The organism is Ramlibacter sp. MAHUQ-53 (genome assembly GCF_052600055.1).
Genome location: NZ_JBQWTS010000001.1, coordinates 18,481 through 35,593, shown reverse-complemented (window position 1 = coordinate 35,593; position 17,113 = coordinate 18,481). Strand labels below are relative to the sequence as shown.

Annotated in this window: 9 protein-coding genes; all 9 read left to right on the top strand. The window is 60.4% G+C overall.

The window, feature by feature from the left end; all coding sequences use genetic code 11:
• The first annotated feature begins 4 nt into the window (after positions 1 to 4).
• From ACT80S_RS00135 to drmC, 9 genes are read left to right on the top strand one after another with little or no spacing between them, the layout of a single operon-like run.
• The gene (locus ACT80S_RS00135) at positions 5 to 1,120 is read left to right on the top strand and encodes a DNA cytosine methyltransferase (RefSeq protein WP_377412585.1); all 1,116 of its coding nucleotides are present in this window, start codon (positions 5 to 7) and stop codon (positions 1,118 to 1,120) included.
• Positions 1,089 to 1,547 (top strand): very short patch repair endonuclease, encoded by a 459-nt coding sequence (locus ACT80S_RS00130; protein ID WP_377411192.1) that lies wholly within the window; start codon positions 1,089 to 1,091, stop codon positions 1,545 to 1,547. The genes ACT80S_RS00135 and ACT80S_RS00130 overlap by 32 nt, the downstream gene beginning before the upstream one ends.
• The gene (gene drmD / locus ACT80S_RS00125) at positions 1,547 to 4,693 is read left to right on the top strand and encodes a DISARM system SNF2-like helicase DrmD (RefSeq protein WP_377411189.1); all 3,147 of its coding nucleotides are present in this window, start codon (positions 1,547 to 1,549) and stop codon (positions 4,691 to 4,693) included. The genes ACT80S_RS00130 and drmD overlap by 1 nt, the downstream gene beginning before the upstream one ends.
• The gene (locus ACT80S_RS00120; protein ID WP_377411186.1) at positions 4,690 to 8,988 is read left to right on the top strand and encodes an Eco57I restriction-modification methylase domain-containing protein; all 4,299 of its coding nucleotides are present in this window, start codon (positions 4,690 to 4,692) and stop codon (positions 8,986 to 8,988) included. Before drmD ends, ACT80S_RS00120 begins: the two co-directional genes overlap by 4 nt.
• Entirely contained in the window at positions 8,985 to 9,263 is a 279-nt protein-coding gene (locus ACT80S_RS00115; RefSeq protein WP_377411183.1) for an O-methyltransferase, read from the top strand. Before ACT80S_RS00120 ends, ACT80S_RS00115 begins: the two co-directional genes overlap by 4 nt.
• A 22-nt stretch (positions 9,264 to 9,285) precedes the next feature.
• On the top strand, positions 9,286 to 10,476 hold the full coding sequence (locus ACT80S_RS00110; RefSeq protein ID WP_377411180.1) for a restriction endonuclease: 1,191 nt from the start codon (positions 9,286 to 9,288) through the stop codon (positions 10,474 to 10,476).
• 8 nt (positions 10,477 to 10,484) lie between these two features.
• Entirely contained in the window at positions 10,485 to 14,468 is a 3,984-nt protein-coding gene (gene drmA / locus ACT80S_RS00105; protein ID WP_377411177.1) for a DISARM system helicase DrmA, read from the top strand.
• A complete protein-coding gene (gene drmB / locus ACT80S_RS00100; RefSeq protein WP_445323085.1) occupies positions 14,432 to 16,336 on the top strand; it encodes a DrmB family protein in 1,905 nt (634 codons plus the stop codon). The genes drmA and drmB overlap by 37 nt, the downstream gene beginning before the upstream one ends.
• On the top strand, positions 16,333 to 17,094 hold the full coding sequence (drmC, locus tag ACT80S_RS00095; protein ID WP_377411174.1) for a DISARM system phospholipase D-like protein DrmC: 762 nt from the start codon (positions 16,333 to 16,335) through the stop codon (positions 17,092 to 17,094). Before drmB ends, drmC begins: the two co-directional genes overlap by 4 nt.
• The last annotated feature ends 19 nt before the right edge of the window (positions 17,095 to 17,113 follow it).

Sequence of the window (17,113 nt, the reverse complement as noted above, 5' to 3'; positions counted from 1 at the left end):
GATCATGGTAAATCTGGCAACTATCGACTTATTCTGTGGCGCGGGCGGCCTGACCCACGGTCTGGTCCGTGAAGGGGTGCCGGTCGTCGCGGGCGTGGACATCGAGGACAGCTGCCAATTCGCCTACGAGAACAACAACGGAGCGTTCTTCCTGCACAAGGACGTGGTTCGGGTCAAACCCGGCGAGCTGCGCGAGCTGTTCGGCCAGGTGGACATTCGCATGCTCGCGGGCTGCGCGCCGTGCCAGCCCTTTTCCACCTACGCGCAACGGTACGACACCGTCGGAACGCCCAAGTGGGCGCTGCTGTACGAGTTCAGGCGGCTGATCAAGGGTGTCGATCCCGAACTCGTCACTATGGAGAACGTGCCGACGGTCAGCAAGCACCAGGTCTACCACGACTTCGTGGAGTCTCTGAAAAAGTCTGGATACCACGTCTGGCAGGACGTCGTGGACTGCTCGCGCTACGGGCTCCCCCAGCGGCGCAAGCGCATGGTCTTGTTGGCCTCCCGCCTGGGTCCCGTCAGCCTGATCGAGCCGACGCATGCAGCCCCGGCGACTGTGCGTCAAGCCATCGGCCATCTGCCCCGCATCGCCGCTGGGGCCTCATCGCGCTCGGATCCGCTGCACATGGCAGCGGGCCTGTCGCCGATCAACCTGGATCGCATTCGGGCCTCCAAGCCGGGCGGCAGCTGGCGCGACTGGCCGGCGCACCTGGTGGCCGAATGCCATCAGCGAGACAGCGGGCAGACCTACCCCGGCGTGTACGGTCGTATGGCTTGGGACGAGCCTTCTCCGACGCTGACCACCCAGTATTACGGGTTCGGCAGCGGACGTTTTGGCCATCCGGCTCAGGATCGGGCGATCTCCCTGCGCGAGGGGGCGATTTTGCAGGGCTTCCCGGGTGACTATGCCTTCGTCCAAGATGACGAACCCATCCATCTCAAGACCTTGGGGCGGATGATCGGCAATGCGGTACCCGTGACACTGGGCGAGATCATCGGCCGCAGCATCCGGCGTCACCTCGGGGAGACGGTAGGCTCCACGCAAATCGCGCCCCTGGGCATGGTTGGGACTGGGGGCGGGGATCATGGTCTCGAGCGTCTCCCCCTCGTCGCCTGAGGCGAGCCGGCGCCTAGCCAGGGTCCGCCAGCGCGACACGGACATAGAACTGCGATTGCGTTCCATCCTGCACGGGATGGGTTTACGGTATCGGCTTCAGGTGCCGGTACTGACCAAACCCCGCCGGGTGGCAGACATTTGTTTTCCCAAGATTCGGTTGGCGGTCTTCGTCGACGGGTGCTTTTGGCATGGGTGCCCCATTCACGGGACTCGGCCCAAGAGCAATGCGCAGTTTTGGCTTGAAAAGATCGAAGCCAACCGGGCCCGGGATGCAGATACGGATCGCCGCTTGGAGGCGCTCGGGTGGGAGGTCATGCGTGTCTGGGAACACGAGGATCCGCAAGTGGTGGCACCTGCGATCCAACGGCGTGTGGCCATGCTCAAATCCGACGATCGGCACCGTACAAGAACGACAGGAAGAACTTGATGAACATGAGCCCGGAGACCGACCTCGACGATGGCGCCCTCGTTACCCGAACGCGACCTGAGCCGGGACAGTTGGTCGAGGTTCGGCGACGGCAATGGATCGTCGCCGAGGTGCTCGCCTCGAGATTGGACGCGAGCAAGGCCGCGCAGCACCTAGTCACCCTGTCGTCGATCGATGAAGACGCTCACGGCGAGGAGTTGGAGGTGATCTGGGAGATCGAGCCGGGCGCGCATGTGATCGAGCGCGCCGGCTTGCCCGCCATCACGGGACAGGATGACGCACAGACTCTCGATGCGTTTCTCGACGCCGTGAGGTGGGGCGCTGCTACCAATGCCGACCGCGGGTTCGTTCAGGCCCCGTTTCGCAGCGGGGTGAGCATCGAGAACTTCCAACTCGATCCACTGGTGCGCGCCATCGACATGGCGCGCGTCAATCTGCTGATCGCCGACGACGTCGGCCTGGGAAAGACCATCGAGGCCGGCCTGATCGTCCAAGAGATGCTGTTGCGGCATCGCGTGCGAACTGTCCTCATCCTCTGTCCGGCATCGCTGCAGGAAAAATGGCGCGTCGAGATGCTCGAGAAGTTCGGCCTAGATTTCCACATCGTCGACACCGAATACATCCGGCAATTGCGGCGTCAGCGGGGCATCCATGCCAACCCCTGGACCTCGCACCCGAGGCTCATCACCTCGATGGATTGGGCCAAGGCGGGGGAGGGGCTTCGCGCGATGCGGGATGTGCTCCCGGCATACCCCGGCTATCCCCGCAAATTCGACCTCTTGATCGTGGATGAGGCGCACAACATCGCACCGGCGGCGGGGGCGCATTACGCGATCGACAGTCAACGAACTCGATTCGTGCGGACGATCAGTCCGCATTTCCAGCACCGTCTTTTCCTCACTGCGACGCCGCACAACGGGTATACGGAGTCCTTCACCTCGCTGCTGGAACTTTTGGACGATCAACGCTTTGCTCGCAACGTCCTGCCCGACGAAAAGCAGTTGAGCCGGGTGATGATCCGGCGCCTCAAGAGCGACCTGGTCGATGAAGATGGCCACCCGATCTATGCCCAGCGCAGATTGCAGGCCCTGGCGATCCCCTATACGGACGAAGAGCGTGAGATCCATCGCAAGCTCGACGCTTTTTGCGCCAGCCGGGAGCGTGCCTCGAAGCAGGGAGGCTCGGCAGTTGGTACGTCCTTCGTCAACCAGCTACTGAAGAAGCGATTGTTCTCTTCGCCCGCTGCGTTTGCATCGACTTTGGAAAAGCACCTTGCTTCCCTTGCGGGCGGGGCGAGGCCCACTACGAGCGATCCCATGGCGGATCGGCTCTTGCGCAAGGCCATCCTGAAGGCGGACGAGGACTACGCCGACGACCGGGAATTCGAAAGTGCTCAGTCCGAAGCCGTCGAAGAGGTCTCGCGGCGGGCCCAGCCGCTGACCGCCGATCAGCAGGTCCTCCTCAATGATTTGCGTCGCTGGGCGCAACGCGCCAAGAACCAAGCCGATTCGAAAGCCAGGTCCATCATCCAGTGGCTGACTGAGAACCTCAAGCCCACGGGCCAGTGGAACGAGCGGCGAGTGATCCTGTTCACCGAGTACCGAACGACGCACCAGTGGCTGCACGAGATTCTCGTGAGCCATGGATTTGGAGGTGAACGCCTTGGCGTCCTGCACGGTGGGCTGTCACAGGACGAGCGAGAGCCCGTGAAAGCTGCCTTTCAAGCATCTCCGAAAGACTCGGCGATTCGGATCCTCCTGGCCACGGACGCCGCGGCCGAGGGTATCGATCTGCAGAATCACTGCAACTGCCTCATCCACCTGGAGATCCCCTACAACCCCAACGTGATGGAGCAGCGCAACGGCCGTATCGACCGTCACGGACAGCGGGAAAAGGAGGTGCGGATCTGGCATCCCGTCGATGTTGCTCCGGATGGTCAACCGACCGTGGGCGGACACGGCGAGGACATCCTTCGGGCGCTCAAAAAGCTCGAGTCCATGCGCGCCGACATGGGCAGTGTCAATCCGGTGATCGCACCGCAAATGTCGGGGCTGATCGAAGGATCTCTACGCGATCTGGATACGCGCATTGCGGAGGCGAAGATCGCCAAAGCCAGGCGCTTCATGCGTGCGGATCGAGAGCTGAAGCAGCGGCTCGAGAAGATTCAAGCGGGCCGGCTCGCCATGCAGCAGGAGTTTCATCTCACTCCGGCGCACATACAGAAGGCGGTCAAGACGAGCCTTGCGCTGGCGGGTCGCCCTCCGTTGTCACCCGCTGTTTTGACGGGAGCCCCTGAGGGCAGCGTTTTCGAAATGCCGGCGCTCTCGGGCTCATGGGCGCGTTGTACGGAAGGACTGCGGCATCCCCACACCCAGGTCATTCGTCCGATCACCTTCGACCACGCCGTGGCCAAGGGGCGAGACGACGTCGTCTTGATCCACCTGAACCATCGCCTCGTACAGAGGTGTCTGCGGCTCTTGAGGGCAGAGGTATGGGCGCGCGAAGACGTGAAGAAGCTTCATCGCGTCACGGTTCGCTCGGTGCAGGACTCAAGCCTCGATGGCCCCGCGATCGTGGTCGTTTCCAGATTGGTCATCACAGGCGGAAATCACCACCGATTGCATGAGGAACTGACCATCTCCGGAGGATATCTGCGGGATCAGACTTTCCGCCGAGAGGACAGCGTTGCACGGGTAGAGCAATGGCTAGAGCAGGGCCAGCCGGTCAGAGCGAGCGAGTCCATTCTGGAGGCCCTAAGAGCGCGTTTCGATCGTGCGCGAGACGCCATCCTGAAAACTGTCGATGCTCGATCCGAGGATCGCCTGAAGTCCCTGGCCAATACATTGCAGACCCGCAAACAGCGAGAAATCGACGACATCACGAGCGTCCTCGATGAGTTGGCAAGGACCATCAAGGATGAGTTGGATAAGGCGCAACGGCCTGAGCAGTTGGCCCTTTTCAATGAGGACGAGCGTTTGCAGTTGCGGAGCGACATCACTGCACTGCAGGCGCGGCTGCAACGCATTCCAGAAGAGCGTCAGATGGAAATTCAGTCCATCGAATCGCGCTATGCCAATCTCAACGAACGTACGTTCCCCGTTGCTGTGATTTTGCTCGTTCCCGAGTCTGCCGGAGGCGCCGCATGAGCGTGAACCACGAGTGGCTCTCGCTCATTGAGATCTCAGGCCCATTCCTGGCCGTTCCAGTCTTGCGGGATGCTTTTCCCCAAGGGCTGGATGAACTTGACGCAGGTAAGCGGAAGCGCCTGCGTCAAGCCTACGAGGAATGGCGTGAGGCACTGGACGGCGACGACCCGCGCTTCGACGAGCTACATGGCGCTTGGATAGACGAAGTCTTGTCCCGCGGACTGGAACTCGACGAAGACGGTCGCGGCGAAGTGCTCAAACGAAGGGATTGGTGCGCAGAACACTTCGCTGTCGAGTTGCCCCAGCACGCTGTGAGTCTGGCGCCGGATCTAGCCGTCGTGGGTAATGCCGATCGACCACTGATGCTGGTCCAGGTCTATGGATCTGAGCTCGACCTCGAGGTCGCCTCAAGATTGGAAGGTTGGGTCAGTACCCCTGCAGAGCGGATGGTGACGCTGTGTCGCGCCAAGAGTTGCCGTCTCGGCCTTATCACCAACGGCGAACGCTGGATGCTGGTCGATGCGCCCGTGGGTGCGGTCACCACCTTCGCCAGCTGGTATGCACGCATCTGGGGCCAGGAACCCGTCACCCTTCAAGCCTTCGTCCATCTCTTGGGCATCCGGCGTTTCTTCGTGGACGAGTCCGAACGACTCCCCGCGCTGTTCGACCGCTCGCTGAAGTTCCAGGATGAAGTGACCGACGCTTTGGGCGAGCAAGTGCGACGCGCCGTCGAAGTGCTGATCCAGGCGCTCGACAAGGCAGATCAAGACCGCAGCCGCGAGTTACTGCGCGGCGTGAAGGAAGCCGAACTCTACGAAGCCGCACTGACGGTGATGATGCGGCTGGTCTTCCTGCTATCTGCCGAGGAGCGTGGCCTGCTGCTCTTGGGTGACGAACGCTACGAAGCCAACTACGCGCTCTCGACCTTGCGGATGCAATTGCGCGCCGAATCGGGCGAGATTCTGGAGCGCCGCTGGGACGCATGGTCGCGCCTGCTGGCCGTGTTCCGCGCCGTGTATGGAGGCATCGAGCACGAAAACCTGCGCCTGCCTGCGCTGGGCGGCTCGCTGTTCGATCCGGATCGTTTCCCCTTCCTCGAAGGTCGGGCCAAAGGCTCCGACTGGCGCATCGACGTCGCCAAGCCGCTGCCCATCGACAATCGCACCGTCTTGCTGCTGCTCGAAGCCATCCAGCAATTCCAGGGGCGCACGCTGTCGTATCGGGCGCTGGATGTGGAACAGATCGGCTACGTCTATGAGGGCCTGCTGGAACGCATGGTCAAACGCACCGTCGAGGTCACGCTGGACCTCGACGCTACCAAGAGTGCCCAGTCCCCCTGGGTCACCTTGGCCGAACTCGAATCAGCGCGGTTGGAAGGTGCCGAACGACTCGCCGAACTGCTTCAGCAGCGTTCCGGCAGTTCCGCTAGCCGTGTGCGCAACGATCTGGCGCGTCCGGTGGACGACTCGCTCGCCGACCGCGTTTTGACGGCCTGCCACGGCGACACCGCGCTACGCGACCGCATCAAACCTTTCAGTCATTTGGTGCGCACCGACCCTTGGGGCTATCCGCTGGTCTATCCTGCCGGAGCCTTCATCGTTACCACTGGCTCCGACCGGCGCGAGACCGGCACTCATTACACGCCGAAATCGCTCACCGAGGCCATCGTTGCCGAGACGCTCACGCCCATCGCTTACGTCGGCCCACCACAAGGCATGCCGCGTGCGGCATGGGCGTTGAAATCACCCGCCGAACTGCTCGACCTGAAGATCTGCGACCCGGCGATGGGTTCGGGCGCGTTCCTCGTGCAAGCCTGCCGATGGCTGGCCGACCGGCTAGTGGAGGCATGGGCCCAGGCCGAGGCTAGGGGTAGCACCGTTGGGGCCGATGGGCGGGTGGTGGATGCCGACGCCAGCATCGAGCCGCTGCCGCGAGACACCGAGGCTCGCATCGTCGTCGCCCGCCGTCTCATCGCCGAACGCTGCCTCTATGGCGTCGACCTAAACCCACTGGCGGTCGAACTGGCCAAGCTCTCCATCTGGTTGGTGACGTTGGCCAAGGGTCGCCCCTTCGGCTTCCTCGATCACAACCTTCGGAGTGGCGACAGCCTGCTCGGCATCCATCGGCTCGATCAACTCACCCAGCTTTCGATGAATCCTATGGGTCAAGGCCAACTGCGCCTGTTCGGCCAGAACATCGAACGGGCCGTGCTCGAAGCCATCGAACTGCGGCAACGATTGCGCGGGATGCCGATCCGCGACATCCGTGACGTGGAAGCCATGGCACATCTGGACGCCGACGCGCGTCGCAAACTCGAAGTTGCAGAGAGCATCGCCGATGCATTCATCGGTGAGGTCTTGGCTTCGGATGGCAACGCGACGGCAATCGAAGGCGCGACTACGATGCTGACCATCCAAGCTGGTCAAGCAGTTGCGGGCGACCGCAATGCCGTCAATGCCATCGTGAACCGATCACGGGAAACTTTGAGCGTCGATGTGCCACCGGGCAAGTCCATCCGCAACCCGTTCCATTGGCCGCTGGAATTCCCGGAAGTTTTCGCCAAAACGTCGTCCGGGTTCGATGCCCTGATTGGCAATCCGCCATTTCTCGGAAATCGCTTGTGGAAGGGTGCGCTGGGCGAAAAACTGCAATGGCAGTGCCAGATGGTGCTTGGCGCATCACCCGGCAAGATCGACTTGTGCGTTGTGTTCCATCGGCGGGCGGTCGATCTTCTCAGACCCGATGGCTGCTACGGGATGTTGGCGACCAGCAACATCGCCGAAGGCAGTGCGATTGAGGTCGGCCTCGGTGTTATCGTGCAGAACGGAAGCATCTACTTCGCTCGAAAAGGAATGGCGTGGCCGGGTTCAGCTGCGGTCGTGATCGCCATCGTCAGCTTCTTCAAGGGTAGATGGCAGGCCGACTGCGATGCCGATGGCCGAGGCTGCCCGCGCATCGGGCCGAGGCTGGAGCCGGAGGCGGCAGACATCTGGATGCCGCAGGCGCTGCCTGATGCTCCGTTCACGTTCGCAGGCGTGGACAACAGCAAAGGCTTGGCCTTCGTCATCACATCAGACAACCCGTGGTTCGACCGGCTCAAGAACGAACCAGGCAGCCTGTTGAGGCCCTACATCACCGGTGACGATATTACCAGCTCGGCGTTGAACCGCATCGAACGCTGGGCGCTCGACATCGCCGATCTGAGCCTGGACGAAGTTCACCGCCGCTGGCCCCTGGCGCATCGCTTCATCGTCGAGGAAGTGCAGCCGACCCGCACGGTCGCGGCACTCAAGGGCTACAAGGGGCTGATCCACCGCTGGTGGCAGTTCTGGAATCACCGGGCCGACTTGATGCGTAGGCTACGGCGTCAAGATCGGTTCATTGCATTCTCGAAGGTTACGAAATACCCGTTCAGTGTTCTCGCACCATCTGATTGGATCTACACAAACAAGGTGCTTTTGATCGGATTGGAAAGACCAGACCTGTATCCGATCTGTTTGAGTTCTCTGTTTCGGAGCTGGATATATAAATACTCTGTTCGCAGCTTGGGAGCCGATACAAATACGCTCACCATCTCTATTGGGGAGGCCGTATCAACGTATCCCCTTCCAGCGGACAACGTATCGCAAAAGGGTGCCGTAGCGGCAATGCAATTCAACCGCCTCGTGGTTGAGTTCAGTTCGACACATGACTGTGGTCTAACTGATGTGATGAACGCTGTCCATTCGCCCGACGATTCAGATGAGACGATTGCAGAACTTCGGCAACTTCTGTCCGTCATCGACTCCGAAGTCGCTGCCGCCTACGGCTGGGGCGAAGTGGAAGTGACCTATGACTTCCGTGAATTTGACGGCGGCTCTGCGAACGACAAATGGCGTTGGGCGCTTTCAGCCGATGCCACATCGACACTGCTGAACAAACTCGTCGCGCTCAACCGAGAACGCTTCGAGGCGTCGTCGTCCACAGCCCTTCGAGGCGGACGCACATCGTCCCGCACTCGTCTCTCTACCGATGCCGCGACCGTTCAATCATCGCTCGACTTCGCTACATCGGTCGCGACCAGCACCAACGGAGCCACGTCCGCGACAGCAATCCTCGATTTCTTGGGCGCACATGATGGCTGGCACGCAAAGGCCGACGTCCTTGCTGCCACCGGCATCACGGACGGCCAGTGGAACGCCGCGATCGCTGACCTGATCTCGGATAACAGAGTCGAGCGCCAAGGCGAGAGGCGTGGTGCACGCTATCGCATCCGGCTCGGCCACCGGGACGACTTTCACGAAGGTGCCCCATGACTCGAATCCAAGCCGCACCGATCGTCTGTAAGAGCGACGACAAGGCGGTAGAAGAGTTGGTGAAGGGCTGGGAGTTCTATGCGACGACTGATGCCCCGCATCGCCTCGATCTGCCCGCGCTTTCAACTCTGGATCGGCTGACGATGGAATCGAACATCAATGCCAAGACCATGATGGGCCTTGAGTTGCCGAGGTCGGACATGGTCGAGAACGCATTCGAGATATTCGACAAGTTTTATCGCATTTTTCCGCACTTCTCGCGGGTCGAGCTGTAAGGGGCAGGTTGCCGTGAAAGTTGTGCCATACGACCAGCTGTCAGAGAGTGACCTTATCGTTGATTGCGTTTATGAGAGCGGCGCCGGCGGCCAACTCTCTGGCGAGCCAATTTCAAAGTTATTGCCCGGGTCGGGAAATATGGGTGGGTTTCGTGTTTCCGGGAGAAGTGAGCGCAAGAATTGGATTGTCCTATTCACAACGGGCGAAGACCGAGACTGGCCAGATTCGCTTGATTTGAACACTGGAAAGTTCATTTATTTCGGCGACAACAAGACGCCTGGTCACGAGCTGCATGACACCCGAGCTGGTGGTAACAAGGTGCTGCGTCACACGTTTTCGAGGCTGCATGATGATGAGTCACCACGCATAGATGTCTCGCCATTTTTTATTTTCAAGAAGTATCCAACCAAAAGCGGAAGTCGCTCAGTTCAATTCAAAGGATTGGCTGTTCCTGGGTTCCCGGGTCTGTCCGCAACAGAGGATCTAGTCGCAGTCTGGAAGTCCACCGACGGGCAGCGGTTCCAGAACTACCGTTCCACGTTCACAATTTTGGACGCCCAAGTTGTTTCGAGAGCTTGGGTTGCTGACTTGGCGACAGGAAATGCAAACACTAGCAATGCCCCGAGCGCATGGCAGGACTGGGTGGCGACTGGCGCTTATCGTCCCCTGGTTGCCGAGCCAACCACGGTCATTCGATCGGTAGAGCAGCAGACGCCCGACACGGTGTTGAAAGCATCAATTTTGATGTGTGTTTGGATGCATTTCCGCGATGCACCGATTGCATTTGAAGCCTTCGCCGCTCGTGTCTATCAGATGACCGATGCGCGAGTCATCATTGATGAAATCACTCGCGGATCAGTTGACGGCGGCCGCGATGCGATCGGTCGGTACTTGCTGGGGCTGCCGGATGATCCGGTATATGCAGAGTTTTCTCTAGAGGCGAAGTGTTACAGACCACCCGTAAATGGTTTTTCACCCAATACAGTCGGTGTGAAAGAGGTTTCGCGCCTCATCTCTCGAATCCGTCACCGGCAGTTCGGCGTGTTGGTCACTACTTCTTTGGTTGCCCGGCAGGCGTATGAAGAGGTTCGTTCCGATCGCCACCCAATTCTGTTTATTTCCGGTCGAGATGTTGCCGAGATACTGATCTCCAACGGGTTTAATACTGCGGAGCGTGTCGCTGCGCTTTTGGCCAGTGAATTTCCGGTTTGAGGATCGTCATGCCAAAACAGATACAAAGTAGAAGCCCCACCGCATGGATCGCCTTTGACCACGGTCTCGGAACCGATCTCAGGCTTGCACCGTACACCCTGGTTCTGAAAGGTGATCGCGCCCTGTACGCAGGCATCGCCGAGGATGATTGGGTCCTGGTGCTGAACGCCGCCGGGGCGATCGGCCGTGTCGGACGGGTGCTGCAGGTGCGTTCCGATCTCGAAAACACGACGCTCTACTTCGACCGGGTGTCCGTTGTCGAAGCCCCAGTGCCAGTCGCCAACGTCTCGTTGTTCCCACCTTCGTCGGGAAGTGTCGGTCGCCTCCAGTGGGAGGAGTTTGTCTTGGCGTTAACCAAGGCCATGCACCAAACCGTCGATGGCGTGTCGCTAGTCAAGGATCCAACCTACATCCGGGAGCTCCTCCAACTGGCCGTGATGGACGACCTCTTAGGTCCTGCGGGCGGCCCACACGAGCGCATCCTGGATATGAGCGTGCGAGACCGCTATTTGGTTGGAAAGCTCGCTCCACGTGAAGACGTTCTAGGAGGCATTGAGGGGCTGGAAGGGCCGATGGCCGGCGAAGAGACCGAAGAGCCGGCCGACCCGGTGCTCGCTGGCCAGCATGAACCCGGTGCTGAATTCGGAAAAGTCACAGGGCGCGTGGAGCCCGAGTCCGACTCTAGCGACGAGATCGACGCTGCCAGTAATCAATCGCTAGTGCCGAGCAGCTTTGGTATCACCTTCTGCGTGGACGGTGACGCGGAGCAGATCGAGGTCGAAGCAAGCTGGGGTTGCTATGAGCGTGTGCCGAGCGATGAGCATGAGGTGCAGCGTCCCAACGGCCAGAAGGCCAAGGTCTGGCAGCGTATTCCGTGCGGCGGAAAGTTAGTTTTGCCGCTGACCGAAGGGGTGATTCCTCACCAAGCGCCTGACGTCAGTCGTCCAGCCATACGAATTCAAGGATCGATTCGGGCAAAGAACGCCAACGGCGATCGTTTGGTGACGCTGTTCCTCGTCAATGCGCAGGATGAGCCGCCAACAAATAAGGATGCTGCATGGCTATTTCAGCCTGAACTGATCGTGAGAGCCGAGGCTGGGGCTCGCGAACGCGCCATCTTTCGCCGGCGACCCGTTTTGGATGCGAACGGGATGGACGAAGAGCGGTTGTCGCTGGAAATGATCTATCGGAACCGTGTGGAGTTCGCGGTGGGTCATGGCGTCGCCGTGCATGCAGTGACGTCCGATGACGTGACCCTCGCCACAGAGGTGCGTACCACGGTGCTGCCGCAATACGAGGTCCAGGCTACTGAGACGCCCGGCCTGAATGCCGACGACCGTCCGGCGATGAAGGACATGGTGTCTAGCGGACTGCTCGACATGCAGCGCCTCGCCAGTCTCGACATCGTCGAGTTGGTCGATGGTCTGAGCCTTTTGACCAAGGACTATGCCGAGTGGATTGCGGAGCAGCGTAGCCGAATCGGTAAGGATGTGGTCGGTTATGACGCGCAGGCTCTTAAAGCGATGGCTCGATGTGAGGAGATTCAGTCGCGCTTACAGCAGGGCATAGACACTCTTCGGAATGACCGCAACGCCCTGGCGGCTTTCCGATTTGCCAACCGCGCCATGGCGATTCAGCGGGTACGAAGCCAATACGCGCTGGAGGTGCGCCGCGGTCGTGAGGTCACTGTTGAAGAGTTTGATGTCCCCACGAACCGGAGTTGGCGTCCGTTCCAGCTCGCGTTCCTGTTGCTGTCAATACCTTCCATCTCCGATCCATCGCATCCAGATCGCTCGCAGCCTGTGGAGGCACATGCCGATTTGTTGTGGTTTCCGACGGGCGGTGGAAAGACCGAGGCGTATCTGGGGGTGGCCGCATTCACCATGGCGATTCGCCGTCTGCAGGGAAAGTTGGGCGGCTACGATGCATCGCGCGGACTGAGCGTGATCATGCGGTACACGCTGCGTCTTTTGACCTTACAACAGTTCCAGCGCGCCACGGCGCTGATTTGCGCGATGGAGGTGCTCCGTCGCGAGGCGCTGGCTGGCGGCGACCATTCGCTCGGCCAGGAGCCGTTTTCCATCGGGCTGTGGGTTGGAAACAAGGTCACACCGGGATCGACCGAGGAAAGCCATCGAGCCATCGAAGACATCAGGAATCCCGGAAAGAACCATGCAGGTTCGGCCTCACCGGCTCAACTGACCAGTTGCCCTTGGTGCGGCTCGGAAATCGCACCGGGGCGTGACATCGAGGTCGACCGAAACCGAGGGCGTACCTTGGTGTATTGCGGCGACAAGAAGGGGCGATGCGACTTCTCGCGAGGCAGGTCCAGCAAGCAGCCCCATCCAGGAATACCGGTGCTCACGGTGGACGAGGAGATCTATCACCGGCCTCCGACCATGATGATCGCCACGGTGGACAAGTTCGCCATGATGGCCTGGCGCGGCCAGGTTCGGACCTTGTTTGGTCGAGTCGGTCAAGAGTGCGAGCGTCACGGGCTGTTATGGCGCGATGGTGACTGCACGGGCAATCACCCCGCGGGCAAAGGCTTGCCACTTGTCAGGGCCAAGACGATCAGCCCGATCCGACCGCCTGACCTCATCATTCAGGACGAGTTTCACCTCATCAGCGGCCCGCTCGGAACGATGGTCGGGTTATACGAGTCTGCGGTAGACGAGCTGTGTGGCTGGACGCTGAATGGCAAGACCATCAAGCCGAAGGTCATTGCTTCCACGGCGACGGTACGCAAGGCCAAGGAGCAGGTGAACAACGTTTTCATGCGGCAGATGTCGGTGTTCCCGCCTCATGGGTTGGACGTCGAGGACAACTATTTTTCGGTTCAGCGGTCGATTCAAGCCCGCGCTGGTCGTCGCTACATCGGGGTGTGCTCTCCCGGAAGCTCGCGACCAGCGATGCTGATTCGTGTCTACACGGCTTTCCTCACCGCCTCTCAGGCACTGTTCGATCGATTTGGCCAGGCAGCCGACCCCTACATGACGATGGTGGGTTACTTCAACTCCCTGCGAGAGTTGGGTGGGATGAAGCGCCTAGCCGAAGATGACGTCCAGACACGGTCGTATCGTGTGCAGATGAGTATGGTGGAGCGGCCGGCCTTGGCACAGCGAAACGTGAACTCCATCCGCGAACTCACGTCGCGCGTGTCCAGTCAAGACATTCCGAAGTACCTCGACAACCTCGAAGTTAAATTCAAGGCTCAGTTCGATCCAGCTGCGGGGAAATTCGTCACCCAATGGGGCAAAGAAGAAGTTCGCGCCATCGACATCGTGTTGGCCACCAACATGCTTTCGGTCGGCGTCGACGTCAACAGACTCGGACTGATGGCGGTCAATGGGCAGCCCAAAGGTACGGCGGAATACATCCAGGCCACCAGCCGAGTGGGCCGCGCTTCGCCTGGACTGGTTTGCACCGTGCTCACTTGGGCTCGCCCCCGTGATCTGTCGCACTACGAGACATTCGAGCATTACCACGCGACGTTCTACAAGCACGTCGAGGCCCAGTCGGTCACGCCGTTCTCTCCGAGGGCCCTGGATCGGGGGTTGACCGGATCACTCCTGAGTTTGATGCGACTCGAAAACGATGTTTTCAGTCCGAACGAGGGCGCCAAGGAACTCGAGAAGTCTGATCAGGCCGAAGTCGCCGAGGCGATCGGCATGCTCGTCAAGCGCGCATGGAATGTGAGCGAGTCGCCGGTCGTCAAAGCCCTGGCAGAACAAGAGCTCAAGGAGCGTGCCGACGAGTGGGCAAAAGAAGCGGCCGTCGCGGGCCGAACCTTGGCTTACGAAAAGCGCGGTCAACAAGCCCCGACGATCAAGCCCCTCATCAAGTCGCCCGGAATTCATCCCTGGGACAACTGGACCGTTCCGATGTCCATGCGTGAGGTCGAACCCGGTGTGCGCTTGATCATGAATGTCGGGCAACTCAAGGACGAACAAGAATGGAAGCCTCGTCCAATGCCGAAAGACGAGGATTGAGCATGATGCAGAGTAACAGGACCCCGGTGGGGGAGGTCAGGCCCAGCCAGCTTCTGTGGACGTACGGGCCCGGTGCGTTGATCGACCTACCGAGTCTGTCGGTGGTCACGCTCGGCATCGATCGATGGGAGAAAGATCGATGCCAGCCGGTCCAGGAGGCGCGTCTGCTGGCGGCCGTGCGCAAAGTGCTCGGACCGCAGGTCGATAGCCTTCGGATGCCGCCTTTCCAAAAGAGCGACTCAGTCGATCCTTGGTCCGCAGAGGCCAACATCGGTGTGCCCGTCCGGCCGTTCCCGCGGTGGATGCGGTGTGTGAAATGTGGGTTGCTGTCGCCTTTCGATGCTGGGCTGTTCGAGATCAAGGAGCACCGGTTTCGGCCCGAGCGAACTCGATTCGTTCACAAGGGGTGCAGAGGATCCAAAGGCGATCAGCCTGCCAAGGACGCCGATGCAGTGCCAGCGCGTTTTTTGCTCGCTTGCCGTGACGGGCACCTGGACGACTTTCCCTGGCATTACTTCGTCCATGGAGGAAGCAGTGCATGCAAGGGGATGCTGCGATTTTTCGAAAGTGGTGCATCCCTCCAAACCGAGAACCTGTGGGTCAAGTGCGATCAATGTGGCGCATCGAGGAGCTTGGCTCAGGCGTTTGGAAAGGCCGGCAAAGACAATTTACCGGGTTGCCGCGGCCGCCATCCGCATCTCGATCATTTCGACGCAGAGTGCAAAGAGGAGCCTCGCGCGGTCTTGCTGGGCGCGACGAACAGTTGGTTCCCGATCACACTTTCCGCTCTGGCGATTCCTCAGGCCCAGGACCCGGTGATCCAGATGGTTCAGGACGGTTGGGACTTCTTTGCCGACTTGGACTCGGAAGCTGAAGTTGCCCTCACGGTCAAGACACTCAAGAAGACGGGCGCTTTACCCGGGATCGACAAGCATTCGGCGTCGTCGATTTGGTCGGCGATCGAAGCGCGGCGAAATGGCGGCGGGAAGGAGCCGGTCGGCCAATCCGATATCAAAGGGCCAGAGTGGTCTGCACTGACGGACGCGAATCCGCCAACCGACTACCCGTACTTCATGAGCAAGAAGGTCGGGACGCCGCCAGCCTTTGGAAAGCAGATCGCAAGGGTGCTTTTATTGGAGCGATTGCGTGAGGTCAACGCCTTGCTCGGTTTCACCCGTGTCGAAGCGCCTGAGCAGTCGAGCGATCCGAACGAGCGTCCTCAAATGGCTGACTTGTCACGGGGCAAGTCGGACTGGGTCCCGGTCAGCCAAGTGCACGGGGAGGGGATCTTCATTCAGTTCGACGAGAAGGCCCTCGAGGTTTGGGCGAAGCTCCCTGCGGTCAAGCAGGTGGACCAGATGCTTCTTGGTGGCCATCGCGGCTGGCGCAGTGCGCGCAAACTCGATCCCGACCAGGGGTACCCGGGCATTCGATACGCCATGCTCCACACCCTCTCGCATTTGCTCATACGCGAGCTGGCCCTCGAGTGCGGCTACAACGCCGCGAGCATTCGCGAACGTATTTATGCTGATACTTCTGGTGAAGTGCGGCAAGCGGGCCTCTTGATTTACACGGCGGCGGCAGACTCCGACGGAACGCTGGGTGGCTTGGTCGATCTGGGTAGACCCGAGAACTTGGGGCGCCTGCTCACGCAGGCACTGAACCGAGCCACGATTTGCTCCTCGGATCCACTGTGCTCGGAGCATCATCCGGAAAAGGATCGCTCGCTCCATGCAGCTGCGTGCCACGCCTGTAGCCTGGTCGCCGAGACCTCCTGTGAAGCGGGCAATCGATACCTCGACAGGTCTTTGCTGGTAGCAACCCTCGAGCGCAGCGACGCGGCATTTTTTGCGAGCTCACTTTCATGAAGGAGCTCTTGGACGCTGTCGTTTCGGTGGCTTCCTTGATCTCGCCCGAGAAGGCCCAGGCTCTCGCGTCGCGTATCCGCAGCACCCAACCTGGCAAAGCGGATGTCGCCTTGGCTGGTTTGGTTGGGACTCCGACGGCCACCGCCCTCGTGGATCAGATGCTGGCGGCCTGGCAGGCGTCTGCAGTGGGCAGTGAGGAACTGGCGTCGATGCTCTTGGGCGCCAGTCATGCACTGGCGACGATGGCGAACCGAGAGTCGAACGAGTTGGTGTGGACGGGACCGACGACGCCCTTCGTCTCCGCGCGTCGTACTGAGCAAGCTCTGTTGGAGGTCATCAACGCGGCTCAGGAAACGCTATTCATCACCAGTTTCGTCGCGTATGACGTCCAGAGCATCGTGGCTGCTCTCACCGCTGCAGCTCACCGAAGAGTCGAGGTGTCGGTGTTGCTGGAGCTCGCGCAGGGTCATGGCGGAGTTTTGTCGTTCGATTCGCTGGGAAAAATGCAGGCCGCACTCCCGTTCGCGAAGCTCTATGCCTGGCGGGACAAAGGCCCGGAATTCGTCGAAGGGCGGGTCCACGCGAAGGTCGCAGTGGCCGATGGCCGTAAGTGCTTCATCACCAGCGCGAACCTCACCGGCTACGCAATGGAGCGGAACATCGAGGTCGGCGTGTTGTTGTCTGGTGGCCGCATTCCGGCACAGTTGAACGACCATCTCCAAGCTTTGGTGCAGACCCGGGTGATCACTCCCGTCTGACCCGAGCGAGAGTGGAGGG

Coding starts and splice junctions, on each gene's coding strand:
- drmA (WP_377411177.1), top strand. CDS start 10,485: ATGCCAAAACAGATACAAAGTAGAAGCCCCACCGCATGGATCGCCTTT.
- ACT80S_RS00130 (WP_377411192.1), top strand. CDS start 1,089: ATGGTCTCGAGCGTCTCCCCCTCGTCGCCTGAGGCGAGCCGGCGCCTA.
- drmB (WP_445323085.1), top strand. CDS start 14,432: ATGGAAGCCTCGTCCAATGCCGAAAGACGAGGATTGAGCATGATGCAG.
- ACT80S_RS00115 (WP_377411183.1), top strand. CDS start 8,985: ATGACTCGAATCCAAGCCGCACCGATCGTCTGTAAGAGCGACGACAAG.
- drmD (WP_377411189.1), top strand. CDS start 1,547: ATGAACATGAGCCCGGAGACCGACCTCGACGATGGCGCCCTCGTTACC.
- ACT80S_RS00120 (WP_377411186.1), top strand. CDS start 4,690: ATGAGCGTGAACCACGAGTGGCTCTCGCTCATTGAGATCTCAGGCCCA.
- ACT80S_RS00135 (WP_377412585.1), top strand. CDS start 5: ATGGTAAATCTGGCAACTATCGACTTATTCTGTGGCGCGGGCGGCCTG.
- drmC (WP_377411174.1), top strand. CDS start 16,333: ATGAAGGAGCTCTTGGACGCTGTCGTTTCGGTGGCTTCCTTGATCTCG.